Raw genomic sequence first — 25461 nt, 5'->3', positions numbered from 1 at the left:
CCGTCCCGGCGTCCGACGGTGACCAGTGGGTGAAATGCCCAGGCGCTCAAGCTAAAAAGTGCATCTGTCCATCTGTACACATGATCAGGGGAGCGTTACGCTCACCAGGCGTGGCAAGAAAGTGGTCGCCACGGATCCAACCCGATGCCCCAACCCGTTACGCGGGTTGACCATGCCAAAGTGATCGGACGGGCCGCAATGGTGAACTCCGCAGACCACCCGGTGGCCGCCGGCAGGACCGCTCGGTTCCGCGGCAACACGTCACCGGGTGACAAGGCAGCCCTGGCCGGCATGTACACGTTCATCGCGCTGCTGCATCTGGTCGGATTCGCGGTGTTGCTGGTACTGGTCGTGCCGAACAACTACCGACTCGGCGGTGACCACCCGGTGTTCACCGCCGGCGTCGGCATCCTTGCCTACACGCTCGGGTTGCGGCACGCCTTCGATGCCGACCACATCGCGGCCGTCGACAACACCACCCGAAAACTGATGGCCGACAATATCGAACGGGGCGCCGATCGCAGGCCGCTGTCGGTCGGATTCTGGTTCTCGCTCGGGCACTCGAGCATCGTCTTCACCCTGTCGCTCTTCCTCGCGCTGGGTGTGCGGGCAGTGGTCGGCCCCATCCGAGACGACGACTCGACCCTGCACACCCTCACGGCGCTGATCGGTCCTTCGGTGTCCGGCATCTTCCTCTGGGTGATCGGGATCGTGAACTTGTTCTCGCTGCTGGGCATCGTCAAGGTCTTCCGGGAACTCCGGCAGGGCCGTTACGACGAGGCCGCACTCGAACGCCGCCTCGACTCGCGGGGCTTCATGAATCGTTTTCTCGGCGGCCTGACCAAGTCGGTGACCAAACCCTGGCATATCTATCCGATCGGGGCGCTGTTCGGCCTCGGCTTCGACACTGCCACCGAGGTCGGGCTTCTCGTGCTCGCCGGCGGTGCGGCCGCGTTCAGTCTGCCGGTCTCGGCCGTCCTGGTGCTGCCGATCCTGTTCGCTGCCGGCATGTGTCTGATGGACACCACTGATGGCGTGTTCATGAACTATGCCTACGGCTGGGCGTTCGCCAAGCCGGTGCGCAAGATCTTCTACAACTTCACCGTCACCTCGATGTCGGTTGCCGTCGCGTTGATCATCGGAACGATCGAATTGGTCGGTGTGCTCGCCGATCGGCTGCGCATCGATTCCGGGCCGCTCGCGGCGATCGCGGGCATCAACCTGGACCACATCGGTTATGTCATCGTCGGTGTCTTCATCGTGACCTGGCTGCTCGCCCTGATGGTGTGGCGATTGGGCAGGATCGAACAACGCTGGCCGCAGAGTCTGGAGAGTTGACCACCGGCCCGTCAGATCAGCTGGTGAGGCTGCGCAACACGATCTCGGTGCTCAGTTGGGAGGTGAAGTGCCGCGAGCCCCGGCAACCCGCCAGTTCGGTGATGCGGAAGTCGCCACGCACGTGCCGGCGGCTGGCCCGGGCGACGGAATGGTGGCTCGCGGTACTCACGAGGGTGGTGGTGTTCGCCAGCACCAGTGGGCAGCTTCTGTCGCGCACGGTTCCGGTGATGTCGGCGGCGCGGGGGTGCCCACGGTCGATGACGACGAGGCCGGTCACGCGCTGCGGGTGGTGGGCCGCGGTCTGCCAGGCCATGTCGGCGCCGGCGCGATCACCCACGACCACCGCAGAGCGCACGTCGAACGCGTCGAACAGCCCGATGACCGCCTTGGCCGAGAGTGGCCGGTTCGCCGAAATCTGGACGGACTGGATGCGCGCCACCCGCAGCCGCTCCTGAATATCCTGGTATGAGCCGATATCCCAGGGCAACTGGCTCAACAGGACGACCGACCTGCCATCCCTTGGTCCGAGAAGGCTCACCTGAACCGGGAGTCCGTCGATCGTGTACAACCGATCGACGGACCCCGGTTCGACCACTGCGTCGGTCACGGCGAGACGTATCGTCGACCGTGCGGTTTTTGGGCGGCGTACGCGACGGTGCTGTACCCGATTCTGCGGTCGGATCCTTCGGCCCGGTCCAACCGGAAACCGGGCTCCTCGGCGGGCCGCTGCACGATGAACGAGAACGCCGTCGTCTGCCGGCCGAGGCGGGCATCGTAGGCATTCAGCCGGACGTAGTGGTTCGGGTGTGCACTGCGGCAACTGTTGACCTCGAGCAGCACGCCGGCGGCGTCCTTGAGGTCGAACATCGGTAGGCCCCACATCTCCCAGTAGACGTTCCGCGGATGCGGGTCGTCGGTGAATTCGACCGACAGCGGCCAGTTGTTCTCCAGCGCATAGTCGATCTGGGCGGTGATCTCTTCGTCGGTGAAGTCGGGCAGGTACGAGAAGGTGCCCTGGGTGATCCGCATGGTGCGCTCCGCTCTGGTTCAGGACGTCGTCGCCGTGGCGACGACATCCGGGGTATCGGTGGATTCGTAATTGAAGGTGATGTCACCCCAGGTGGCGAGTGCCATGTCGAGTGCCCGGTTGCGGGATGCGGCCTTCTTGAGGATCTCTGGACCTTCGGCGTAGTAATCGCGCCCTTCGTTGCGCGCCTTGATCATTGCTTCGAGAGCGACGCGGTTGGCCTCGGCTCCGGCCGCGATACCCATCGGATGGCCGATCGTGCCGCCACCGAACTGAAGCACCACGTCCTCGCCCAGGTAATGGATCAACTGGTGCATCTGGCCGGCGTGGATGCCGCCGGAGGCGACCGGCATGACACCGGGCATCGAGGCCCATTCCTGGTCGAAGTACAGGCCCTTGACCGGATCGGCCTTGATGGAGTCCATCCGCAGGGTGTCATAGAACCCCGCAGTCGTGTTGGGATCGCCCTCCAGCTTGCCGACGACGGTGCCGGCATGGATGTGGTCGACACCGGCCAGCCGCATCCACTTCGAGATCACCCGGAAACTCACGCCGTGGGCCTTCTGCCGGGTGTAGGTGCCGTGTCCGGCCCGGTGCAGATGGAGCAGAACACCGTTGGCGCGGGCCCATTTGGCCATCGACTGAATCGCGGTGTAACCGATGGTGAGATCGATCATCACCACCACGGAGCCGAGCTCCTTGGCGAAGTCGGCGCGTTCGTACATCTCCTCCATGGTGCCGGCGGTGATGTTGAGGTAGTGGCCCTTGATCTCACCGGTGGCAGCCTGGGCGCGGTTGACGGCCTCCATACAGAACAGGAAGCGGTCCCGCCACCGCATGAACGGCTGCGAATTGATGTTCTCGTCGTCCTTGGTGAAATCCAGCCCGCCGCGCAGCGCCTCGTACACCACCCGACCGTAGTTGCGGGCCGACAACCCGAGCTTCGGTTTGGTGGTGGCGCCCAACAGGGGACGGCCGAACTTGTTGAGGTGCTCGCGCTCCATCACGATGCCATGCGCGGGACCCTGGAATGTCTTGACGTAGTGGGTCGGAATGCGCATGTCCTCCAGCCGGAGCGCCTTCAGGGGCTTGAACCCGAACACGTTGCCGATGATCGAGCTGGTGAGATTGGCGATCGATCCCTCTTCGAAGAGGTCCAGATCGTAAGCGATCCAGGCGATCCACTGGTCCGGCTGGTTCGGGACGGCATCGACCCGATAGCACTTGGCCTGGTAGTGCTCGAAGGTGGTGAGTCTGTCGGTCCACACCACCGTCCATGTCGCGGTGCTCGATTCGCCCGCGACGGCCGCCCCGGCTTCCTCCGGCGGCACACCCTGCTGCGGTGTGATCCGGAAGGCGCACAGTACGTCCGTGTCCTTGGGAACGTAATCCGGTTGCCAATAACCCATTTCGGCGTAGGGGATGACCCCTGCATTCCATCTATCTGTCATACGGGGAATGCTGCCAGCACATCGGTGAACACGTCCATGGAGAATTGCCGTTCCATGCTCAAGTGATCGGTTGACGAACTCACCCCCGGTATCCACCTTCTTGGTGAGGCCACCGGTGAAGGCCGCACGTTACCGTGCGTGCTTCGACCAACTCACAGAAGGACACGCCAAATGACCAGCTGCCCAGAGATCGCGGCGACGATGATGGCGCCAGGAAAAGGGATTCTGGCCGCGGACGAGAGTGTGGCCACCATGTCGAAACGGCTACAGGAGAACGGCGTCGAGCCGACCGCCGAGAATCGGCGAATCTACCGCGAGTTATTGGCTTCCGCTCCCGGACTGTCGGACAGCGTGTCCGGCATCATCTTCTGCGACGAGACGCTGCGCCAAACATTCGGTGACGGAACACCTTTCCCCCTGGCCGTATCGGCGCTCGGAATCCTGCCGGGTATCAAGGTGGACACCGGCGCCAAACCCTGCCCTGGTCTGGACGGTGAGACCATCACCGAAGGGCTGGACGGACTGCCCCAGCGGCTGGCCGAATACGCGGCCATGGGTGCTGCATTCGCGAAATGGCGCGCCGTGTTCGTCATCGGGGAACACACCCCGAGCCGGGGCGCGATCCGGGCCAACGCGAACGCGCTGGCCCGTTACGCCGCAGCCTGTCAACAGGCCGGCATCGTGCCAATCGTCGAGCCGGAGGTGTTGATGGACGGCGCCCACAATCGCGGTGTCTGTCGAGACGTGACGAACGAGATCCACGCCGCGGTGCGTGCCGAGTTGGCCCTGTTGAATGTCGATCTGGCGGGCATCGTGCTCAAACCGAACATGGTCGTCGAGGGTGACCGCTATATCCGGCCGTCCACACCGGAGGAGGTCGCCGAACTGACCGTGGCGGTGCTGCGGACGTGGCCCGACCACTTGGCCGGCGTGGCATTCCTGTCCGGCGGTCAGGAACCCGAGCGGGCGACGGCAAATCTGGAAGCGATGCAGGCGCACCAGACACCGTGGCCGTTGACGTTCTCGTTCGGCCGGGCGTTGGTGTCGCCGGCGTTGTCGGCATGGCACGGGGATCCGGACCTGATCGGTGCGGGCCAGGAGGCGCTGTTGCGGCACGTCCGGGCAAACGGTGCAGCGGTGCGGATGCGGGTTGCGGTGCAGGTGAATTGACGCTGTGTCAGCGCGGGCGGTGATCATCTCGATCACCGCCCGCGCTTCGTCGTGCCGTCGATATCGGGGGCGGGCGCAGCCCGCTCACAGCTGGCGCAGACCCCACACCACCAACCCGACGAATCCCGTGACGAGTGCGATGTCGAGCCCCCGCATCAGAATCCACAGCAGCGCCCACTGCGTGGTGTTCTGCGTCCTGCGCAGTGTGGAAGATGTCGTGCCGTGGGTGATCTCGGACGTCATCGCAGCACCCACAATGGCCGTCGGGTGGGATCGATCATCTCGCGCGCCCCGTCGTCGTATCGGATGAAGACGTGACCCGGCGAGGTGGACGAGACCCGGCCCAGGCGTCCGAAGACACCGTGCGCCACCCGTACCCGGTCGCCGGCGATGAGCAACGAAGCGCAGCTGACAGGTGCGAGAGTCATGGCCTTCTCCGAATCGTCGGTGCAGAACGGGCTACCAACCATGGTGGTCCGTCCGGCGGGGCCGCGCCGCCCCCGCACAGGGGATTCGGCGGGGTATCCGCCCGGCGCCCCTAGCCCGGACTCAATCCGTCAATGCAGGAAATCTGCGGCGTTGCTCGCCAGTGACAGCAGCGGCTGTGGTGCGACACCTATCAGCACCGTCGCCGCCGCGGCCACCCACACGCCCACGACGGTGGCCGGGGTGGCTCGGGCAAGCTCCGGCGTCTGCCCTCCGGCCGGAGCGAAGAAGATCGTCAATATCACCCGGGCATAGGCGTACGCGGCGATGGCGCTGCAGGCGACGGCCACCAGTACCAGGACCCCGTTGCCCGCCGCAAGCGAAGCGGAGAAGACACCGAACTTGGCGACGAATCCACTCGTCAGTGGTACTCCCGCCGCTGCCAGGAGAAACAGTGCCAGCGCGGCGGCCGGAAGCGGTGAACGCCGGCCGAAGCCGGCCCAGTGCTCGATATCGTTGTCTTCCAGCCCATCACCACCGCGAATGAGTCCTATCACGGTGAACGCACCCACCGTACTGACGCCGTAGACGAGAACGTAGAACATGGTGGGTGCCACTCCGGTGTTCGGCGCGGTCACACCGAGCAGCACGAACCCGACGGTGGAGATCGACGAATAGGCCAGCATGCGTTTGACATCCGTCTGGGACACCATCACCACGCTGCCGAACACCATGGTCAGCACCGCCACCGCACCCAGCAGCGGGCGCCACTGGTCCATCAACCCCGGCAGGGCGACATAGAACAGCCGCAGCAGCGCCCCGAAGCCCGCGAGTTTCGTACCGGCGGCCATCAGCCCGGTGATCGGAGTCGGGGCACCCTGGTAGACATCGGGTACCCATGCGTGGAATGGCACGGCGCCGACCTTGAACAACACCCCCACGGCGACAAGGGCGGTGCCCGCCGAGGCAAGCGCGGGATCGGCGTGGCCGGCGCTGATGGCCGCGGCGATACCGGTGAGGTCGAAGGTGCCGGAACAGCCGTACAGCAGGGCGGTGCCGTACAGGAAGAATGCCGACGAGAAGGCGCCCAACAGAAAGTATTTCAGCGACGACTCCTGAGCCAGCACCCGGCGCCGGCGAGTCAGCCCACACAGCACGTACAGCGGTAGGGACAGCACCTCCAACGATACGAACATGGTCAGCAGGTCCGCGGCCGCCGGAAGCAGGAGCATCCCACTGACGGTGAACATCACCAGCGGAAAGACCTCCGTCTGCTGTATGCCGAGCGAGGTGGCGGAACGTTCCGCGGCCGAAGCGGGCGTGAGAGCGGCCGCAGGGGCGAAGGCATCCAATCGATGCCGGGCGATGGGGGCCAGCGCCAGGAGGCCGGTGATCAGGACGGCGGCTTGCAGGAACAGGGTGGGACCGTCGACGGCGACCGACCCCATGGCGGCACCGGCGCGATGTCCGGAGAGGGCGAGCACCGCGATCAGAGCGGCGGCGAGGCCGGCGGTGGCGAGCGTGCGCTGGGCGACGTAGCGGAGGTGGCGCGGCAGCAGCGCTTCGACGAAGACGCCCGCCACCGCGGCCCCGAGGACGATGAGCATCGGCGACAACGCGCCGTATTCGACGCTGGGGGACACCACGATCACCGATGCGCTCCTTCAGCCGCCGCAGAACCGCGGATCCCGGTCGGGTCCAGCGTGTGCACCACCACCGGATCGATCACCCTCAGAACGGGTTTCGGGTAGCAGCCGAGCACCAGAAGCGACGCCAACAGCGGCGCAATCACCGCGATCTCGCGAGGACGCAGATCGCGGGCTCGTGCGGCATCGGCACTCACCGGTCCGGTCATCATCCGTTGATAGGCCCACAGGATGTAGATCGCGGACAACACCAGAGCGGACGCGGCGAAGATCGCCGACACCGGGTATCGGTCGTACGACCCGATGAGGACCAGGAATTCGCTGACGAAGGGTGCCAGCCCGGGCAACGCCAAGCTGGCCAGACCGGCGAGCAGGAAGCACACTGCCAGCACCGGGGCGACGCGCCGCACTCCACCGTGGGCGGCGATGAGTTTCGTCCCGGTGCGCGACACCAGGAACCCCGCCGTGAGTACCAGCGCGGCGGTGCTGATGCCATGGTTGACCATGTACAGCGTGGCGCCGGTCTGGCCCTGGCTGGTCATCACGAAGATGCCCAGGGTGATGAAGCCGAAATGCGACAGGGACGCATAGGCGATCATCCGCATGATGTCGGTCTGGCCGATGGCCACCACTGCGCCGTACACGATCGCGACGACCGAGAGTGCGACGAGGACCGGCCGGAAATATGCTGCGGCGTCGGGGAAGAGCTGCAGGCAGTACCGCAACATCCCGAACGTTCCGACCTTGTCCACGATGGCCATCATGAGCACCGCGGTGGCGGGTTTGGCGGATGTCGCCACGTCGGGCAACCACGTGTGCAGCGGCCACATCGGTGCCTTGATCGCGAAGGCGAGCATGAATCCACAGAACAGTATTCGCTCGACGCCATGGTCACCCGCGCCGGCGGCCACCAGCTCGCGCAGATCGAAAGTGCCGTGGCCGTTTTTGGTACCGGCCGCGTACAGCCAGATCACGGCGACCAGCATGGCCAAGCCGCCGGCGAGGTTGTAGACCAGGAATCTGATCGCCGCGGCGGGCCCGCCGGTTCCCCCGAACCGGCCGACGAGGAAGTACATGGGGATCAACATCGCTTCGAAGAACACGTAGAAGAGCAGGACGTCCAGCGCGATGAAGGTGAGCACCACCATCGCCTCCACCAGGAGAACGAGTGCGACATGACCGTGCACCGACCGCCCCTGGCCATCACCGTCGTGCCACCCCGCGATCAGCAGGATCGGGATGAGACCTGTCGTGAGCACCACCATGCACAAGCCGATACCGTCCAGGCCGACGGTGTACCCGGCGCCGAAGGTCGCCATCCAGGGCTCGCCCTCGACGAACTGGTAATGTCCGCCGCCGGCATCGAAGGCGGCGACGAGCACCATGCTGACGATCAGGGTGAGCAGGGACGCACCCAAGCCCACCCAGCGGGCCGGCGTCTGGCGATCCGAGGGCACCGCCAGCACGGCGACGGCGCCGGCCACGGGTACCAGCCACAGTACGGTCAACCACGGAATGCCAGTCACCACAGCCGTACTCCCAGGATGGTGGCCAATGCCAGTGCCGCACCGCTGAACAAAACCAGCGCATAGGACCGCGCGAAGCCGTTCTGCGACAACCGCAGACGCTCGGCACACACGTGGATCAGCCCGCCGATTCGAACGGTCGCCGCCGCGGTCCCCGTCTCGACGCCGTCGGCGAGCATGGCCACCAGGCGCTGCCCGGGCCGCATGAACACGGCTTCGTTGAGCGCGTCGGCATAGAGGTCACGGCGCGCGGCCGTGGCCAGAACACCGCCGGTGCGCGCGGTATCGGCTATCGGGCGGTTCCCGTAGCGGCGATATGCGACCAGGATCCCAGCGGCTACGACCGCCAGGGTCACCGCGGTCAGTGCCCCGTCGTGGGTTCCGGGTTCGTGGGCCTGGGGCCCCAAGACCGGTGCCAGCCACCGCTGCAGGGCGCCGCCCACCACCAACAGCGCGCCCGAGGCGACCGAGCCGACGGCCAGCAGCACCATCGGCCACCACATCATCGCGGGCGCCTCGTGCGGGGAAGTACCCGGCGTCCAACGTCTTTCGCCGAAGAAGGTCATCAGCATCACCCGCGTCATGTAGAACGCGGTCAGGCCGGCGCCGAGTAGGGTGGCGCCGCCGAGGATCATGCCCCGCGCGCCACCGGCAGCGAAGGCCGCCTCGATGATCGCGTCCTTGGAGAAGAACCCGGCCAGCGGCGGAATGCCGATGATGGCAAGGTAACCCAGCCCGAAGGTGACGAAGGTGATGGGCAGAGCCCGGCGCAGGCCGCCGAACCGGCGCATGTCAACCTCGTCGTCCATGGCGTGCATCACCGACCCGGCGCCCAGGAACAGCCCGGCCTTGAAGAAGCCGTGGGTGATCAGGTGCAGGATCGCCACCGGGTAGCCGGCCGGCCCGAGACCCGCGGCAAGGACCATGTACCCGATCTGGCTCATGGTGGATGCGGCCAGCGCCTTCTTGATGTCGTCCTTCGCGCATCCGATGACCGCCCCCAGCAACAGGGTGATGGCGCCGACACAGGTGACGGCTGTCTGGGCGACGGGCGCCAGTTCGAACACGGGCCCGGACCGGATGATCAGGTACACCCCCGCGGTGACCATGGTGGCGGCGTGGATGAGCGCCGAGACGGGGGTGGGTCCTTCCATGGCGTCACCCAGCCAGGACTGCAACGGTACCTGGGCCGACTTACCGCAGGCCGCGAACAGCAGCAGCACGGCGACGACGGTCACGGTGTTGCCGCCGAGCCCGTCGGCGCCGGCGAACACGCCGTCGAAGGCGACCGTGCCGAGTTCGCCGAACATGACCAGCATCGCCAGCGCCAGCCCGACGTCACCCACCCGATTCACCACGAAGGCCTTCCTGGCGGCGGTGGCGGCGGCGGGACGGTCATCCCAGAAACCGATCAGCAGGTACGACGCCAGCCCGACCCCTTCCCAGCCGGCATACAAGACCAGGTAGTTGTCGGCGAGCACCAGCAGCAGCATCGCCGCGACGAACAGATTGAGGTAGCCGAAGAAGCGTCGCCGCCCCGGATCGCCGGCCATATAACCCACCGAATAGACGTGGATCAGCGCGCCGACCCCGGTGATCAGCAGCGCGAAGCACATCGACAACTGATCCAGCCGCAACCCCGCATCGACGTGCAAACCGTCGACCGGTAGCCACGTGTAGAGCACGTGGTGCACAGCGCGGTGGTCGGCGGGCCGTCCCGTCATGGCGAGGAACTGCCAGCCTGCCGCACCGAATGCGGTGATCGCGGTGGCGCAGCCCATGAGGTGGCCCCAGCGGTCCGCGTGCCTGCCCGTCAACAGCAGGACTGCCGCACCGGCGGCGGGCAGGGCGATCATCAACCAGATGGGATCGGCCGTCATCTCAGCCCCTGAACAGACTGGCGTCGTCGACATCGGTCGACCTGCGGGTGCGGAAGATCGACATGATGATGGCCAGCCCGACCACCACTTCACAGGCGGCCACCACCATGGTGAAGAAGGCCAGCAGCTGACCGTCCAGATTGTGGTGGATCCGGGAGAACGAGACGAGGCACAGGTTTGTGGCGTTGAGCATCAACTCCACACACATGAACACCACGACGACGTTGCGGCGCACCAGAACACCGAGAGCGCCGATGGTGAACAGCGCCGCGGACAGGTAGACGTAGTACAGCGGATTCATCGACCATCACCGTCCAGGGGGCCACCACCGTTGGGTACTCGACCGTTGCGGGGGACGCCGCCGGTGGCTGCCCATCGATCGACCCAGGCGGTGTCCCGCTGGGACATCGAGGTCACCAGGCGCAGCGGTGGTTTCGGGGCGGGTGTATCGGCTTCGTGCGGCGGGATGTTGCGTGGAGGCGTGGCGCCGGCGACGGAGCCCGCGGCCGCCGACCCGTCGGGCAGCCGGGCGGGCATGTCGACGGCATTGTGCTGCGCGTAGACGCCGGGACTGGGCAGTGGCGTTGGACGGCCGCCAGTCCTGAACCGCTCGATGGCCATCTCCCGCTGCGTTTTTCGTGTCTCGAATCGTTCGCGGTGCACCAGCACCATCGCGGCCAGCGCCGCCGTGATCATCAACGCGCCGGTCAACTCGAAAACCCAGAAGTAGCGGGTGAAGATCATCGTGGCCAAGCCGTGCAGGTTTCCGTCGGAGGCGGATCGGTCGGATTCCGTTGGCGCGGTCGGCTGTGCATGGCCGATGCTCACGACGAGGAGCAGCGTGAAGCCGGTGGCCGCCAGCAGCGACAGTGGTCGGTGTCTGCGGATGGTCTCGCGGAGAGATTCGTGACGGTCGACGCCGACCAGCATGAGGACGAACAGGAACAACATCATGACGGCGCCGGTGTACACGACCACCTGAACCACCCCGAGGAACGCCGCGTCCAACGCCACATACAGCACCGCGAGGACGAGCATCGTCATGCCGAGCAGCATTGCCGAATACACGGCGCGAGTGGCCATTACGGTACCCACCGCGCCGATGACCGCGACCGGTGCCAGAATCCAGAACATCGCTGTCTCACCGGTGGAGGTTGCGGCGAGCGCCGGGGCTGCAAGCAGGGTCATCGTGGCTCCGTTCGAGCTGCCGCAGCGCCGTCGGACTCGGACAGGTAGTAATCCCGAGCGGTGGTTTCGGGTGTCATGGGGTGTGGTGGCGCCGTCATTCCGGGTTGCAACGGTGCCAGCAGGCTGTCCTTGTCGTAGACCAGGTCGGCGCGGTTGTCATCGGCCAGTTCGAACTCACCGGTCATGGTGAGGGCCCGGGTGGGGCACGCCTCGATGCACAGGCCGCAACCGATGCAGCGCAGGTAGTTGATCTGGTAGACGCGGCCGTAACGCTCACCCGGTGAGAACCGTTGGTCCTCGGTGTTGTCGGCACCTTCCACATAGATGGCATCGGCGGGGCAGGCCCACGCACACAACTCGCAGCCGACGCATTTCTCCAGCCCGTCGGGATACCGGTTGAGCTGATGGCGACCGTGATAGCGTGCAGCGGTCGGGGGTCTTTCCTCCGGGTACTGCTCGGTCACCGGTTTCTTGAACATCGCACCGAAGGTGATCGCGAATCCGGCGACGGGATCGAATCTAGACATCGGCGTAGTCCTCGGCGGCGGTGATGTTGCGTTCCACCCGTGGGTGTTCGGCCGGCGGCTGGACGCTGCCGGCCCGGCGACGCGCCCTGCGGCTACGCCAGGTGATGATTCCGGTGACCAGGGCCAGGACCGCTACGCCTGCCGCGGCGGCCGGTGCGGGGGATTGATCCGGCCCGCCGAAGGTGGCGAGCGTGGCGACCACCAGCATCCAGAGCAGCGACGCCGGGATGAGTAGCTTCCAGCCCAACGCCATGAACTGGTCGTAGCGCAGCCGGGGAAGGGCTGCCCGCAACCAGATGAACAGGAACAGGAATCCCCAGACCTTCGCGCTGAACCACACCAGCGGGAGCCAGCCGCTGTTGGCGCCGTCGAGCATGGACATCGGCCACGGGGCCTGCCAGCCGCCCAGGAAAAGGGTGGTCGCCAATGCCGACACGGTGGTCATGTTCACGTATTCGGCGAGCATGAACATGGCGAACTTCAGCGACGAGTACTCGGTGTGGAACCCGCCGACCAATTCACCTTCGGCCTCCGGGAGATCGAAAGGGGCCCGGTTGGTTTCACCGACCATCGCCGTGACGTAGACGAGGAAGGACGGTGCCAGCAACACGGCGAACCACACCTTGTGCTGGGCGGCGACAATGCCCGACGTCGACATCGTGCCGGCCGTCACGAACACCGCCGCGAAGGACAGCGCCATGGCGATCTCGTAGGAGACCACTTGGGCGGACGATCGCAATCCGCCCAGCAGCGGATAGGTCGAGCCCGATGCCCAGCCGCCCAGGACGATGCCGTACACGCCCACCGAGGTGGTGGCCAGCACGTAGAGCACCGCCACCGGTATGTCGGTGAGCTGAAGGGGCGTGGCGTGCCCGAGAATCGACACCGTCGGGCCCATCGGGATGACGGCGAAGGCCAAGATCGCCGGGACGACAGCGATCACCGGGGCGATCAGGTAGACCGGCTTGTCCGCGCCGGCCGGCACGATGCCCTCTTTGAGCGCCAATTTGATGCCGTCCGAGAGCGACTGCAGCAGCCCGCGGGGACCCACCCGGTTCGGGCCGATACGCATCTGCATCCGCGCCAGGACCTTGCGCTCGGCCAGGATGGCCGCCAAGACGGTCAACAACAGGAAGGCGAAGACCGCGACGGCTTTCGCCGCGATGAGCCACCACGGGTCATGACCGAAGGCCGACAAGTCACCCCGCATCAGTCGGCCCGCCCGATCGTCACGGTGGCGCCGCTGGTGACGCCGAGCTGGGTGTGCACCGCGCAGCCGCGGGAGTTGGTCGGCAGCCACACCACCCGATCGGTCATCTCGGTGATGTGCACCGGCGCGGTGATCGCGCCTTTGACCGTACTGATCGACACGTGTTCTCCCTCACCGACACCGATTTCGCGGGCGGTGGTCGATGAAAGCCTGGCGATGGCCGTCCTGGCGGTACCCGCCAGATGCGGTTCGCCGTCCTGGAGCCGCCCGGCATCCAGCAGCAGCCGCCAGGTGGACAGCGTCGCCTGCCCTGCTGCCGGCGGCTGCGCATTTGCCGGGGGAGACGGCGCACGGACCGATCGATCCGACGGTGAGCTGCCCAGCAGGTCCAGTTCGAAACGGGCGGCACCATCGTCGGGAAGGTTGAGTGCAGAACCCATTTCGGTGGCGAGCGCATCCAGGACGCGAACATCGGACATCGCCCCGGAAGCGGTCATCGCGGCGGGGAAACTGCGGCGACGACCCTCCCAGTTGACGAACGTACCCGACTTCTCCTGCACCGCCGCCACCGGCAGCACCACGTCGGCTCGCTCGGTGACGGCGCTGCTGCGCAGCTCCAGGCTGACGACGAACGGCACTGCCCGCAGAGCCCGGCTCGCCGCCTCGGGATCGGGCAGATCGGCGATCTCCACCCCGGCCACGACGAGTGCGCCGAGATCACCCTTCGCCGCGCCGTCCAGGATCGCCGCCGTATCGCGCCCCGGAACGTCGGCCGGCCGGCCACCGGGCAACAACGTGGGGAACGCTCCGGCTTCCAGGGCGCCGCGTTCACCCGCCCGCCGGGGCACCCAAGCCAGTCGCGCGCCGGTGCCCTCGGCCAGGCGCACGGCGGCGGTGAGGGCGCCGGGGCTGATGCCCGCGCGTTCGCCCACCATGATGACCGCTCCCGGTTGACGCAGCAGGTCGCCGACCGGTCCGTGGTGCAGGCCGTCGAGGACCGTGGCCTCTGCTCCCGGAACGGCAGGCAGAAGCCGTCCGGAAACCTTCGCCAGGCCCGGAGAGGTGAACGGTGCGATGGAGTATACGGGTATCCCGTTGGAGCGCAACGCCTTACGCAACCGCAGCTGCAGAATCGGCGACTCGTCCTCGGGTTCGAGACCGACCAGCAGCACCACGGGCGCGGTGGACAGGTCCGCGTAGGACACCGCCATCGGCCGCCCGGCGACGTGATGGGTCAAAAACCACGTCTCCTCGGCCGAGTGGGCCCGAGCCCGGAAGTCGATGTCATTGGTGCGCAGCACCGTTCGGGCGAACTTCGCATAGGCGTAGGCATCTTCGAGCGTCAGCCGGCCACCCACCAGCAGGCCGGTCCGGCCACGCGCCCCGAGTAGGCCGGCGGCGGCGGTGGCCAGTGCCTGCGTCCACGACGTGGTGGCCAGCTCGCCGCCGGAGTCTCGGATCATCGGCTCCGTGATCCGGTCCGGGCTATCGGCGTAGGTGAACGCCCACCGCCCCTTGTCACAGTTCCATTCGTCGTTCACCGCGGGATCGTTCATCGCCACCCGGCGCAGCACCGTTCCCCTGCGGTGGTCGGTGCGTTGCGCGCAGCCGGCCGCGCAGTGCTCGCAGACACTCGGCGCCGACTGCAGATCGAACGGTCGGGCACGGAATCGGTACGAGGCCGCAGTCAGCGCGCCGACCGGGCAGACCTGCACCGTGTTGCCGGAGAAGTACGAATCGAAAGACTCTCCGTCGGCGACACCGACCTGCTGCGACGCTCCTCGTTCCATCAGGTCGATGAACTGGTCACCGGCGATCTGGTCGGCGAACCGGGTGCACCGAGCGCATTGCACGCAGCGTTCGCGGTCGAGCAGGATCTGGCTGGACAGCGCAACCGGTTTCGGGAAGGTGCGTTTGGTCTCGGTGAATCGCGACTCGGTACGGCCGGTGGACATGGCCTGGTTCTGCAGCGGGCACTCACCGCCCTTGTCGCACACCGGGCAATCCAGCGGATGATTGATCAGCAGCAGCTCCATGACGGAGCGTTGCGCCTGGGCGGCCTGTTCCGAGGTGAACTGGGTGCGCACCACCATGCCGGCGGCGACGGGGGTGGTGCACGACGTGACCAGCTTGCGTTGGCCTTCCACCTCGACGAGGCACTGCCGGCAGGCACCGGCGGGGGCCAGCAGCGGATGGTCGCAGAACCGCGGGACGCGGCGGCCGGCCATTTCGGCGGCCCTGATCACCAACGTGCCTGGCGTGACGGCGATCTCTGATCCGTCGACGGTCAGTCGCACCATATCGCCGGTGTGCGCATCTGCCGCGCGGGTGGGCTCGGTGACCGTCACCTGACCTCCTGTGGATGAGCCGCCATCGCCATCGACGCCGCGGGATCGAACGGGCATGCGCCCAAGATGACGTGCAGCCGATACTCTTCGGCAAAATGGCGCAGCGATGACAGGATCGGGCTGGTGGCCCCGTCACCGAGGGCGCAGAAGGACCGACCGTTGATGCCATTGGCGATGTCTTCGAGCGTGCCGAGGTCCGCGGATGTGGCCGTTCCGGTTTCGAGTCGCTCGTAGGTCTTCGTGAGCCAGTAGGTGCCCTCCCGGCACGGGGTGCACTTGCCACAGGACTCGTGCGCGTAGAACTGTGTCCAGCGGCGCACCGCCCGCACCACGCAGGTGGTGTCGTCGAAGAGCTGAATTGCTTTGGTACCCAACATCGATCCGGCCGAGACGACGCTCTCGTAGTCGAGTGGCACGTCGAGATGCTCGGCGGTCAACAGCGGGGTCGACGACCCGCCCGGCGTCCAGAACTTGAGGGTGTGCCCGGTGCGCATACCGCCGGCATGGCGGAGCAGCTCGCGCAGCGTGATGCCAAGGGGGGCCTCGTACTGCCCCGGTCTGGTGACGTGTCCCGACAACGAGTACAGGGTGAAACCCGGCGACTTCTCGGTGCCCATCGAGCGGAACCACTCAGCCCCATTGAGGATGATGGACGGAACCGACGCGATGGATTCGACGTTGTTCACTACCGTGGGGCAGCCGTAGAGGCCGGCCTCGGCGGGAAACGGTGGCCGCAGGCGCGGTTGGCCGCGCCGGCCCTCGAGCGAATCCAACAGCGCGGTTTCCTCCCCGCAGATGTAGGCGCCCGCACCGGCATGCACCGTCAATTCCAGGTCGAACCCGCTGCCGTGGATGTCGGATCCGAGATGGCCGGATTCGTAGGCTTCCGCGACGGCGCGCTGCAGCCGCCGGATGGCCGCAACCACCTCCCCGCGAACGTAGATGAACGCATGCCGGGCGCGGATCGCGTAGGCGGCGATGATGGCACCTTCGATCAGCAGATGAGGGGTGGCCATCATGAGGGGGACGTCCTTGCACGTTCCCGGTTCGGACTCATCGGCGTTGACCACCAGGTAATTCGGGACGGCCGAATCGTGTTTGATGAATGACCATTTGACACCGGTGGGGAATCCCGCACCGCCGCGGCCACGCAGCCCGGAACGTTTCACCGTTTCGGTGACCGCTTCCGGCCCCATCCGCAATGCTTGCTCCAGCGCCCGGTAACCGTCGTGTTCCAGGTGGGTGGGCATGGTCCACGACAAGGGATGGCCCCAATACCGGCTCAACACCGGGGTGAGCGCGGTCATCGCGGAATGTTCGGGTCGGGGCCGGGGCGGGCCGCCCGCAGGCCGGCCAGTGTCGGCTCCCCGGCCGGATGGACATCGCCGCTGTGCCGGCCGATTCCGGCCAGGGTGCGTGAGGTTTGGCGGAACGTGCACAGCGGCGCGCCCCTGGTCGGCGTGACCTGACGGCCCTCGCGCAGCGCATCGACGAGAGCCACTGCAGAGTCTGCGGATTGGTTGTCGAAGAACTCCCAGTTGACCATCACCACCGGCGCGTAATCGCAGGCCGCGTTGCACTCGACACGCTCGAGCGTGACCCGCTCGTCGGGCGTGGTCGTTCCGGCGGTCACGCCCAGGTGCTGTTGCAGCGCTTCGAGGATGGCGTCGCCGCCGAGAACGGCGCACAGGGTATTGGTGCACACACCGACGAGGTAGTCGCCGGTGGGAGAGCGCCGATACATCGAGTAGAAGGTGGCGACGGCGGTGACGTCGGCCCGGGTCAGCCCGAGCTGCTCGGCGCAGAAGCCGATACCGGCGGGGGTCAGGCAGGAATCCTCGGCCTGGACCAGGTGTAGCAACGGCAACAGCGCCGACCGTGGGTGCGGATACTTCGCGATGATCGTCGCCGCGTCGGATTCCAGCTGTGCCAACACCTCCGGCGGGTAGGCGTGCCTGCCCGGCAGGGGTTCGTCGGTGGCGGAACCGAGTTGGATGAAGGTGCTCATCTGTCGACACCGCCCATGACGGGATCGAGGCCGGCGACGGCCGCGATGACGTCGGCGATCATGCCGCCTTCACACATCGCCGCGACGGCCTGCAGGTTGGTGAACGATGGGTCGCGGAAGTGAACCCGGTAGGGGCGGGTGCCGCCGTCGCTGATGACGTGTGCGCCGAGTTCCCCGCGGGGTGACTCGATGGCGGTGTACACCTGACCGGCCGGCACCCGGATTCCCTCGGTGACCAGTTTGAAGTGGTGGATGAGGCCCTCCATGGATCCGCCCATGATGTCGGCGACATGCGTCGGCGAGGTGCCCAGTCCGTCCCCGCCCAGTGTGAGATCCGCCGGCCAGGCCAGTTTCTTGTCCGCGATCATCACCGGTCCGGGCCGGAGCCGGTCCAGGCACTGCTCGACGATCTTGAGCGACTGGTACATCTCGTCGACCCGGATCAGATACCGGGCGTAGGAGTCGCAGGCGTCGCGGGTGCAGACGTCGAACTCGTAGGTGTCGTACCCGCAGTACGGCTGTGCCCGGCGGAGGTCATGGGGCAGGCCGGTGGAGCGCAGGACCGGACCGGTCACCCCGAGGGCCAGGCAGCCGGCCATGTCCAGGTAGCCGATATCGCGGGTTCTGGCCTTCCAGATATAGCTCTCGGTGAGCAGGCCCTCCAGATCCCGGAATCCCCGTGCCAGGGTGGGCAGCAGGTCCCGAATCTGGGGGACAGCGTCATCGGGCAGGTCCATCGCGACACCGCCGGGCCGGACGTAACCGTGATTCATCCGTAGACCGGTGATGGTCTCGAACACCGCCAAGATGCGCTCGCGTTCGCGGAATCCGAAGAACATCGGCGCCATGGCACCGAGTTCCATGCCGCCGGTGGCCAGCGCCACCAGGTGCGACGAGATCCGGTTCAGCTCCATCAGCAGCACCCGGATGACGGTGGCCCGGTCCGGGATGTCGTCGGTGATCCCGAGCAGCCGTTCGACGCCCAGACAGTAGACGGTCTCGTTGAAAAACGGTGAGAGATAATCCATCCGGGTGACGTAGGTGACGCCCTGCACCCACGTGCGGTACTCCAGGTTCTTCTCGATCCCGGTGTGCAGATAGCCGATACCGCATCGGGCTTCGGTCACCATCTCACCGTCGAGGGTGAGGATGAGTCGCAGGACCCCGTGGGTGGACGGATGCTGCGGGCCCATGTTGACGACGATCTGTTCACCGGCGGCCGCGTCATCGGCCGCGGCCAGCACTTCGTCCCAGTCCTGTCCGGAAACGGTGACCACGGTGGGCGGACGGGATCTGTCGTCGGCCCGCCGGCCGGGTGCTGCGGAGCGCAGACTCATGGGCAGCACGCCCCGCGTTGGTCGGGTGGGGCGATCCGGGCACCGTGGTACTCCACGGCGATGCCGCCCAGCGGATAATCCTTGCGCTGGGGATGGCCGACCCAATCGTCGGGCATCTCGATACGGGTGAGCGCGGGATGTCCGTCGAACACGATGCCGAAGAAGTCATAGGCTTCGCGTTCATGCCAGTCACAGGTCGGGTAGACCTCGCACAGCGAGGGGATATGCGGATCGCTCTCTGGGGCAGTCACTTCGATGCAGACCCGGCGATTGTGGTGGATCGACATCAGTTGATACAGGGCACGCAACTCCTGTCCCGGCAGCTGCGGGTAATGCACTCCGGTGACCCCGGCGCAGAACTCGAAACGTAGGGCCGGATCATCGCGCATCGCCGTGGCCACGGCTATGAGGTGCCGGCGCGCCACCCGCAGGGTCAGCTGCGCGTGGTCCGTGCTGACGGATTCGACGGCCCGGGCGAACTCGGCTGAGCCGACGGCATGGGTGAGATCGGTGACCACGTCGTCGAAGTAACCCCCGTACGGGCGCTCGGCCTTGCCCCGGTTCATCGCGACACCTCCTGGCGCAGCGAGCCGGTTCCCGCCAGCGCCGCCACTTCGGCGGCGTGCACCGCCTCGGCGCGGTTCACCCCGAGGGGCATCTGCGCGATCTTCTCGTGCAGCTTGAGGATGGCGTGCAGCAGCATCTCGGGACGCGGGGGGCAGCCCGGCAGGTAGATGTCAACGGGCACCACGTGGTCGACACCCTGGACGATGGCGTAGTTGTTGAACATGCCGCCCGATGACGCGCACACGCCCATGGCGAGCACCCATTTCGGCTCGGCCATCTGGTCGTACACCTGGCGCAGCACCGGGGCCATCTTCTGGCTGACCCGGCCGGCCACGATCATCAGATCGGCCTGCCGGGGCGTGGCCGAGAACCGCTCCATGCCGAACCGCGAGATGTCCACCCGTGGCGATGCCGTGGCCATCATCTCGATGGCGCAGCAGGCCAACCCGAACGTCGCCGGCCACAGCGACCCTTTGCGGACATAGCCGGCGACCTTCTCGACGGTGGACAGCAGGATGCCGCCGGGCAGCTTCTCTTCTAGTCCCAATTCAGGCCTCCCCGCCGCCACACGTAGGCGTACGCCGCGGCCACGGTCACGGTGAACAGCGCGATCTCGGCGAACGCGAACCCGCCAAGATCGTGGAACGCCACGGCCCACGGGTACAGGAACACGATCTCGATGTCGAACACGATGAACAACATCGCCGTGAGGTAGTACCTGATCGGGAATCGTCCCGACGAACCGGTGCCGACCGGATGCACCGACTCGATACCGCACTCATAGGCGGCATTCTTGGCGCGGTTGTAGCGTTGTGGCCCGACGAATCTCGAGACGGCCAGCGATCCCAGCGCGAACGCCGCGGCGACCGCGGCCAGCACCGCCACCGGTGTGTAGAGGTTCATCGTCCTCGCTTCCCCTCGGATGTGTTGTGTCGATGGTGGTGCAGGGTGGGGATGGACAATCACCCCGAACTGGGGGAGGGACAAGGGGATTCACGCAGCATCGGTGGACCGCTACCATGCGCAGGATGACGGACCACGCGGCCAGGCTCGACTACTACACGCCGATACAGATCGCGGTGTTCAGCTCGCACCTGGACACTCGGGGGCAGGTGAGACGTGCCCTCGGCAGGTTGCCCGACGATCGACTCGGCCGCACGGCGATCCGGGAGTTCGCCACCGGTGCCGCCGTGCTCGACGAACTACGCACGACCGCGGTCGATCTGGTGGTCCTCGACGCGGAATCCGCTCCAGAAGGTGGGATCGGAATCGCCAAGCAACTCAAGGACGAACTGTTGCAATGCCCGCCCATCGTGCTCGCCATCGCGCGACCCGATGACCGGTGGCTGGCCCGGTGGTCGGGTGCGGACGCGGTGGTGCGCAGGCCGATCGACCCACTGCAACTGACCGACGTCGTTCTCCCGTTGCTGCGCCGCACGCTGCGCAACTGAACGGCCGAGGCGGGGTCAGGTGTTCGGGAAGGACCTGGCATGCGGGAAAGAGGTGGCATGTTCCCGGTGCCAGAGTGACTCGATGCGCAGGATCCTGCGGTGCTCGATCACGAGCCAGGCCGCACCGCCCGCGATGGCCAGCACGCCGACGATGCCGGCCGTGGCAATCCACTGGGTCCGCTGGTAGGCGGCTGCGGCGACCCCGGCGACCAGGGACATCACTCCCAACAGGATGGAACAGTAACCGGGCCAACTGTAGACGTCGATGAAATGCTCGCCGGTGTGCGGCAGAGTGGTGCGGAAATGGTCAGTGGGATCCTTGTAACTCGCCATGATTGCCTCCCTTGTTCTGGCTCCTCAGTCAGAGCTAGTCCGTCGGGAAACGTGGGGCATCCCCCTCATCGGTGAGGATGCGGGTTAGCCGGCCGGCACCCACCCCAGTCCACGGTGCGCGAGCAGATGCGCGATCAGCAACTCGGTCGATCCCGTCGAAGGGGACTGGGTGACGATGTGCCACGGGCGTTCCAGCGGTGCACCGGGCAGGCGGAGTTCGACCAACGTGCCGGCGTCGAGGTCGCGCTGCACCGCTTGCCGGGACACCAGTGTGACGCCGAGACCGGCGATGGCCGCCGCGACGACGGCACCTTGCGACCCGAGCACCATCTGAGGCGGCGCGATGTCGAGTTCCTCGAAGAGTGCCACGGTGGTGGCTCTGGTTCCCGAACCGGATTCGCGCAGTAGCCATGTGGTCGTCGCCGCTGCGAATCGGTGTTGCACACGCGGGTTTCCGACGACGATCAGGGTGTTGGGGCTGACGGCCCGGATCCTGACCTGGCGCAGGTCCGCCGGAGGGCGGCCGGCGACCACCATATCGACCTCGTGGCGGGCCAGCATGGGCCACAATCCCGTCCGTGATGCGACGTGCAGTTTGCATTCGACGTCGGGGTACCGGCCGGTGAAAGAGGCCAGCAGGGCGGGAATCAGCAGCTCGCCGGCCGTGGTCACCGCGGCGATCCTGATCGACCCGTGTTCTGGGTCTGCCTCCCCATGAGCCGCGCGCACGGCCTCGTCGTGGAGCCCGAGGATGGTGCGTGCGTAGTCGGCATAGCGTTTCCCGGCCGGGGTCAGCCGTACCCCGCGGCCATGTCGATCGAGAAGGGGGACACCGACTTCGGTGCTCAGGCTGCCGACCGCGGAGGAGATCGCGGATTCGGTGACGACCAGCCGTAGTGCGGCGCCGCGCACGGAGCCGGTGTTGGCCAGCTCCACGAAAGCCCGCAGCCGGGCGTTGGTCGTCACGTCGGCTCCGACGGGTTCCCGGCGGCGTCGAACACCCTGCTGGCCAACAGGTCCGGCGCTTCGATCGTGGTCAGCGCCGCGAGGTCCACCTGCTCGTAGGCACCGCCGAGCAGCCGTCTGGCGTGGCGCAGTCGCGCGCGTTCCATCGCGTTGCGGATGCTGCGCGCGTTGGCGAACCATGGTTGGTCGATACGCAAGCTCACGTACCTCTGCAGCGCTTCTCGGCCACCGGGCGAGAATCGGTAGCCGAGTTGCTCCGTCATCAGGTGGGCGATCTGTTCGAGTTCTGCGGGGGTGTAGTCCGGGAACTCGATGTGATGTGCCACCCGGCTCTGCATCCCGGGATTGGCGGAGAAGAACTGCGCCATCTTGTCGGCGTAGCCGGCCAGGATCACCACGAGATCCTCGCGGTGGTTCTCCATCACCTGTAGCAGGATTTCGATCGACTCCGCACCGTAATCCCGTTCGTTCTCGGCCTTGTACAGGTAGTACGCCTCGTCGATGAACAACACCCCGCCCATGGCACGCTTGATCACTTCCTTGGTTTTCGGCGCGGTGTGGCCGATGTACTCACCGACCAGGTCGTCGCGTGTCACGCAGACCAGGTGCCCTTTGCGCAGGTATCCGAGTTTGTGCAGCAGATCGGCCATCCGCAGGGCCACCGTCGTCTTGCCGGTCCCCGGGTTCCCGGTGAAGCACATGTGCAGTGTCGGCTGGGGTGCCGCAAGTCCGAACCGCGCCCGCATGCGGTCGACCAGCAGCAGGGCGGCGATCTCGGCGATGCGCGTCTTGACCGGTGCCAGACCGACGAGTTCGGTGTCCAGGCGCTCGAGTACCTCGTCGACGCCGGCGTCACGACGTGCCGCGGCGACGTCGATGACGGCATCGTCGCGCAAGAGCGCGGTTTCGGGTTCACCGCTCTGCGGGTCGGCCTCCTGTCGGGAGGCCGGCCGGTCGGTGAATGCGAAGCCACGACGCGGCTTTTCGGTGGTCGACTCAGTCATGTACGGCCGTGCTCGTCGTGTTGGTGTGCCATGACGGGATAGTGTCATGGCCATCCTGAACGTGTCTATTGCGAAATACCCTGTGATAGTTGACCGATGCGTTGATCGTCATAGCGGTATGGTCGCCGTGACGGTGGTGCCGGAACCGGAGCGCGATCGGATGCTCAGCCGGCCGCCGACCAGCTCGGCTCGTTCGCGCATGGACAGCAGCCCGTAACCGCTCGCCTCGCAATGACCGAGCTGGTGCTCGGCAACCTCGAAACCCCGTCCGTCATCCGATATTTCGAGTGTGGCAAGGCCGCCGTCGACCAGGAAGCTGAGCCGGGCGATCGCCGCCTTGGCATGTTTGACGACGTTCTGCAGGCCCTCCTGCGCGATCCGGTAGAGGGCGACCTCGATGTGCTCGGGAAGACGCCGGTCGCACACCTGCACTTCGATGTCCAGCTGCGGGATCGAGCGCGCCAGGCTCGACAGTCCACCGGCCAGCCCGAGGTCGTCGAGGACGGGCGGCCGCAGACCACCGATCGCGGCGCGCGCCTCCTCCAACGTCAGTCCGACGAGTTCCCTTGCCGCCTCCAACTGTTGGGACGCCTCGGCGACGTCGCCGTGCATCACCCGGGCGGCCGCATCCAGGCGATAGGACAGCGTGACGAGGCGCTGGGAGATTCCGTCGTGAATATCACCGGCCAGGCGCCGGCGTTCGGTCTCCTGCGCCTCGATGACCTGTTCGACGAAGTTCTCGTGGGCGCGCTCGCGCGCGACCAACTGCCGGTGCAGACGGGCCTGATGCAGCGCGCCGCCGATCAGCCTGCCGATCACCCGCAGCAGTTCGACGTCCCGGGGGGTGAATTCGCGGCGCTGGAACGTGTGCACCGACAACTCACCCACCAGCCCACCGGGCGCGGTCTCCATCGGCACCGAGATCATCGACGTGAACGGCGCGTCGTGCAGCACGGTGGTCGCCAGGTAACGGGGGTCCGACTCCTTGTCCTCGGTGATCACCACGGGTTGCCGATGGCTGGCCACCCAACCCGAAATGCCGAATCCCAGTGGTAGCCGGACCCTTCCGACCTCGCTGTCGTACGGGGGTGTGGCACCGGCAAGCGAAAGCGACCGGTCACCGTCGTCGAGCACATGCACCAGGCACGCATCGGTGCCGGTGGCATCGACGATGATCCGGGCGGCGGCCGCCGCGAGGGGCTCCACGCCGGGGCCCTGCGCGGTGGCCTCGATCAGTTCACGCAGCAGCGCCAACTCGCGGTCGGCGTCGACGAACTCTCGAACCGCTGTCGAGCCGGTCGCGGCATGCCCGGCGGACAACGTGCTCAACGGAAGATGCCCTCGCGCAACGCGGCCGCCACGGCACTGGTTCGATCGCCCACGCCGAGCTTGCGGTACATCGAACGCAGATGACTCTTCACCGTTTCATCGCCGATGACGAGTTTGGTGGCGATGGCCCGATTGGACAGCCCGCTGACCATGAAGGACAGAATCTCGCTCTCCCGTTGCGTCAGGCCGTGGCCTGCGCCGGGCCAGAACTCGTCACGCTGCAGGCGCGCGGCCGTGTCGACGGCGCGGGCGGCCAGCCCGGGGTCGATGGCCGTCTCACCGTTTCGCACCAACTCCAGTTGGTGCACCAACTCGTCGCTGCTGATGCTCTTCAACAGATAGCCGGACGCCCCGACGCGCATGGCTTGGAAGAGGTACTGCTCGTCGTCGTACACCGACAGCATCACGATCTTGCGTGCGGGATTACGTTGGCGCAGCGCAAGGCAAAGGTCCAGTCCGCTCGAGCCCTGCATCCGGACATCACAGAGCACCACATCGGGATCCAGGCTTTCGACGACCTGAACGGCTTGGTCGACACCGACCGCCTGACCGACCACACGTACCTTGCCCTGGAACGAGGTGAGCATGGCCTTGAGGCCTTCGATCACCATCTGGTGATCGTCGACCAGAACCACGCGGACCGGTCCCGCGCCCGCAACAATCGCCGTCGTCATGCGAACACGATAGGGACCGCCAGAGCGATCCGTCTGTCAGGTTTGCGCAAAACCG

27 protein-coding genes are annotated in these 25461 nt (G+C 66.5%); 3 read left to right on the top strand and 24 right to left on the bottom strand.

Annotation, left to right across the window (positions count from 1 at the left end):
* The first annotated feature begins 198 nt into the window (after nucleotides 1-198).
* Nucleotides 199-1338 carry a Nickel transporter NicT gene (gene nicT / locus BN977_RS03130; protein ID WP_024452681.1) on the top strand — a complete coding sequence of 380 codons (1140 nt, stop codon included), beginning with the start codon at nucleotides 199-201 and terminating at the stop codon, nucleotides 1336-1338.
* Between the two features lie 16 nt (nucleotides 1339-1354).
* Here the strand turns inward: nicT and BN977_RS03125 are convergent, their stop codons facing one another.
* The 3 genes from BN977_RS03125 to BN977_RS03115 form a co-directional block, all read right to left on the bottom strand.
* Nucleotides 1355-1834 (bottom strand): alpha/beta fold hydrolase, encoded by a 480-nt coding sequence (locus tag BN977_RS03125; RefSeq protein WP_138251381.1) that lies wholly within the window; start codon nucleotides 1832-1834, stop codon nucleotides 1355-1357.
* 107 nt (nucleotides 1835-1941) lie between these two features.
* Nucleotides 1942-2367 (bottom strand): ribulose bisphosphate carboxylase small subunit, encoded by a 426-nt coding sequence (locus tag BN977_RS03120; protein ID WP_024452679.1) that lies wholly within the window; start codon nucleotides 2365-2367, stop codon nucleotides 1942-1944.
* Between the two features lie 18 nt (nucleotides 2368-2385).
* Nucleotides 2386-3816, bottom strand: coding sequence for a form I ribulose bisphosphate carboxylase large subunit (locus BN977_RS03115; protein WP_024452678.1), 1431 nt, complete (start codon nucleotides 3814-3816; stop codon nucleotides 2386-2388).
* Between the two features lie 171 nt (nucleotides 3817-3987).
* On the opposite strand from BN977_RS03115, the gene BN977_RS03110 reads away from it, so the two are divergent.
* Nucleotides 3988-4986 carry a class I fructose-bisphosphate aldolase gene (locus BN977_RS03110; RefSeq protein WP_024452677.1) on the top strand — a complete coding sequence of 333 codons (999 nt, stop codon included), beginning with the start codon at nucleotides 3988-3990 and terminating at the stop codon, nucleotides 4984-4986.
* An 84-nt stretch (nucleotides 4987-5070) separates the two neighbouring features.
* Here BN977_RS03110 and BN977_RS32780 read toward each other — a convergent pair whose 3' ends face one another.
* From BN977_RS32780 to BN977_RS03035, 16 genes are all read right to left on the bottom strand, one after another.
* Complete coding sequence (locus BN977_RS32780; protein ID WP_165576282.1) at nucleotides 5071-5229, bottom strand: hypothetical protein; 159 nt, start codon at nucleotides 5227-5229, stop codon at nucleotides 5071-5073.
* A complete protein-coding gene (locus BN977_RS03105) occupies nucleotides 5226-5414 on the bottom strand; it encodes a hypothetical protein (protein WP_024452676.1) in 189 nt (62 codons plus the stop codon). Before BN977_RS03105 ends, BN977_RS32780 begins: the two co-directional genes overlap by 4 nt.
* Before the next feature lie 129 nt (nucleotides 5415-5543).
* On the bottom strand, nucleotides 5544-7061 hold the full coding sequence (gene nuoN, locus BN977_RS03100; RefSeq protein ID WP_036398330.1) for an NADH-quinone oxidoreductase subunit NuoN: 1518 nt from the start codon (nucleotides 7059-7061) through the stop codon (nucleotides 5544-5546).
* Nucleotides 7061-8587: an NADH-quinone oxidoreductase subunit M gene (locus BN977_RS03095; RefSeq protein WP_051560995.1), complete on the bottom strand. Its 1527-nt coding sequence runs from the start codon at nucleotides 8585-8587 to the stop codon at nucleotides 7061-7063. Before BN977_RS03095 ends, nuoN begins: the two co-directional genes overlap by 1 nt.
* Complete coding sequence (nuoL, locus tag BN977_RS03090; protein ID WP_036396295.1) at nucleotides 8581-10464, bottom strand: NADH-quinone oxidoreductase subunit L; 1884 nt, start codon at nucleotides 10462-10464, stop codon at nucleotides 8581-8583. Before nuoL ends, BN977_RS03095 begins: the two co-directional genes overlap by 7 nt.
* A gap of 1 nt (nucleotide 10465) precedes the next feature.
* Nucleotides 10466-10765, bottom strand: a complete 300-nt coding sequence (gene nuoK / locus BN977_RS03085) for an NADH-quinone oxidoreductase subunit NuoK (protein WP_024452672.1) — start codon at nucleotides 10763-10765, stop codon at nucleotides 10466-10468.
* Nucleotides 10762-11652, bottom strand: a complete 891-nt coding sequence (locus BN977_RS03080) for an NADH-quinone oxidoreductase subunit J (protein WP_024452671.1) — start codon at nucleotides 11650-11652, stop codon at nucleotides 10762-10764. The genes nuoK and BN977_RS03080 overlap by 4 nt, the downstream gene beginning before the upstream one ends.
* The gene (gene nuoI, locus BN977_RS03075; protein WP_036396293.1) at nucleotides 11649-12179 is read right to left on the bottom strand and encodes an NADH-quinone oxidoreductase subunit NuoI; all 531 of its coding nucleotides are present in this window, start codon (nucleotides 12177-12179) and stop codon (nucleotides 11649-11651) included. Before nuoI ends, BN977_RS03080 begins: the two co-directional genes overlap by 4 nt.
* Entirely contained in the window at nucleotides 12172-13389 is a 1218-nt protein-coding gene (nuoH, locus tag BN977_RS03070; RefSeq protein ID WP_051560993.1) for an NADH-quinone oxidoreductase subunit NuoH, read from the bottom strand. The genes nuoI and nuoH overlap by 8 nt, the downstream gene beginning before the upstream one ends.
* A complete protein-coding gene (locus BN977_RS03065; protein WP_036396291.1) occupies nucleotides 13389-15737 on the bottom strand; it encodes an NADH-quinone oxidoreductase subunit G in 2349 nt (782 codons plus the stop codon). The genes nuoH and BN977_RS03065 overlap by 1 nt, the downstream gene beginning before the upstream one ends.
* Complete coding sequence (gene nuoF / locus BN977_RS03060; protein ID WP_036396290.1) at nucleotides 15734-17044, bottom strand: NADH-quinone oxidoreductase subunit NuoF; 1311 nt, start codon at nucleotides 17042-17044, stop codon at nucleotides 15734-15736. Before nuoF ends, BN977_RS03065 begins: the two co-directional genes overlap by 4 nt.
* On the bottom strand, nucleotides 17041-17745 hold the full coding sequence (nuoE, locus tag BN977_RS03055) for an NADH-quinone oxidoreductase subunit NuoE (RefSeq protein WP_024452666.1): 705 nt from the start codon (nucleotides 17743-17745) through the stop codon (nucleotides 17041-17043). Before nuoE ends, nuoF begins: the two co-directional genes overlap by 4 nt.
* Nucleotides 17742-19082 carry an NADH-quinone oxidoreductase subunit D gene (locus BN977_RS03050; RefSeq protein WP_024452665.1) on the bottom strand — a complete coding sequence of 447 codons (1341 nt, stop codon included), beginning with the start codon at nucleotides 19080-19082 and terminating at the stop codon, nucleotides 17742-17744. The genes nuoE and BN977_RS03050 overlap by 4 nt, the downstream gene beginning before the upstream one ends.
* Entirely contained in the window at nucleotides 19079-19648 is a 570-nt protein-coding gene (locus BN977_RS03045; protein ID WP_024452664.1) for an NADH-quinone oxidoreductase subunit C, read from the bottom strand. The genes BN977_RS03050 and BN977_RS03045 overlap by 4 nt, the downstream gene beginning before the upstream one ends.
* A complete protein-coding gene (locus BN977_RS03040; RefSeq protein ID WP_024452663.1) occupies nucleotides 19645-20196 on the bottom strand; it encodes a NuoB/complex I 20 kDa subunit family protein in 552 nt (183 codons plus the stop codon). The genes BN977_RS03045 and BN977_RS03040 overlap by 4 nt, the downstream gene beginning before the upstream one ends.
* The gene (locus BN977_RS03035; RefSeq protein WP_024452662.1) at nucleotides 20187-20552 is read right to left on the bottom strand and encodes an NADH-quinone oxidoreductase subunit A; all 366 of its coding nucleotides are present in this window, start codon (nucleotides 20550-20552) and stop codon (nucleotides 20187-20189) included. The genes BN977_RS03040 and BN977_RS03035 overlap by 10 nt, the downstream gene beginning before the upstream one ends.
* A 125-nt stretch (nucleotides 20553-20677) precedes the next feature.
* On the opposite strand from BN977_RS03035, the gene BN977_RS03030 reads away from it, so the two are divergent.
* Nucleotides 20678-21100: a response regulator transcription factor gene (locus tag BN977_RS03030; protein ID WP_024452661.1), complete on the top strand. Its 423-nt coding sequence runs from the start codon at nucleotides 20678-20680 to the stop codon at nucleotides 21098-21100.
* A gap of 15 nt (nucleotides 21101-21115) precedes the next feature.
* Here BN977_RS03030 and usfY read toward each other — a convergent pair whose 3' ends face one another.
* The 5 genes from usfY to BN977_RS03005 form a co-directional block, all read right to left on the bottom strand.
* Nucleotides 21116-21433 carry a protein UsfY gene (gene usfY, locus BN977_RS03025; protein ID WP_024452660.1) on the bottom strand — a complete coding sequence of 106 codons (318 nt, stop codon included), beginning with the start codon at nucleotides 21431-21433 and terminating at the stop codon, nucleotides 21116-21118.
* Nucleotides 21434-21517: 84 nt separating this feature from the next.
* The gene (locus BN977_RS03020; RefSeq protein WP_024452659.1) at nucleotides 21518-22399 is read right to left on the bottom strand and encodes a LysR family transcriptional regulator; all 882 of its coding nucleotides are present in this window, start codon (nucleotides 22397-22399) and stop codon (nucleotides 21518-21520) included.
* Entirely contained in the window at nucleotides 22396-23403 is a 1008-nt protein-coding gene (cbbX, locus tag BN977_RS03015) for a CbbX protein (RefSeq protein ID WP_036396288.1), read from the bottom strand. The genes BN977_RS03020 and cbbX overlap by 4 nt, the downstream gene beginning before the upstream one ends.
* Nucleotides 23404-23511: 108 nt before the next feature.
* Nucleotides 23512-24723 carry a GAF domain-containing sensor histidine kinase gene (locus tag BN977_RS03010; protein WP_046872747.1) on the bottom strand — a complete coding sequence of 404 codons (1212 nt, stop codon included), beginning with the start codon at nucleotides 24721-24723 and terminating at the stop codon, nucleotides 23512-23514.
* A 5-nt stretch (nucleotides 24724-24728) separates the two neighbouring features.
* Nucleotides 24729-25406: a response regulator gene (locus BN977_RS03005; protein WP_036396286.1), complete on the bottom strand. Its 678-nt coding sequence runs from the start codon at nucleotides 25404-25406 to the stop codon at nucleotides 24729-24731.
* Nucleotides 25407-25461: the final 55 nt, after the last annotated feature.

The sequence above is a fragment of the Mycolicibacterium cosmeticum genome (assembly GCF_000613185.1).
Classification (GTDB): Bacteria; Actinomycetota; Actinomycetes; order Mycobacteriales; family Mycobacteriaceae; genus Mycobacterium; species Mycobacterium cosmeticum.
The sequence above is the reverse complement of the archived record's forward strand: the minus strand, read 5'-3'. Positions and strand labels throughout refer to the sequence as shown.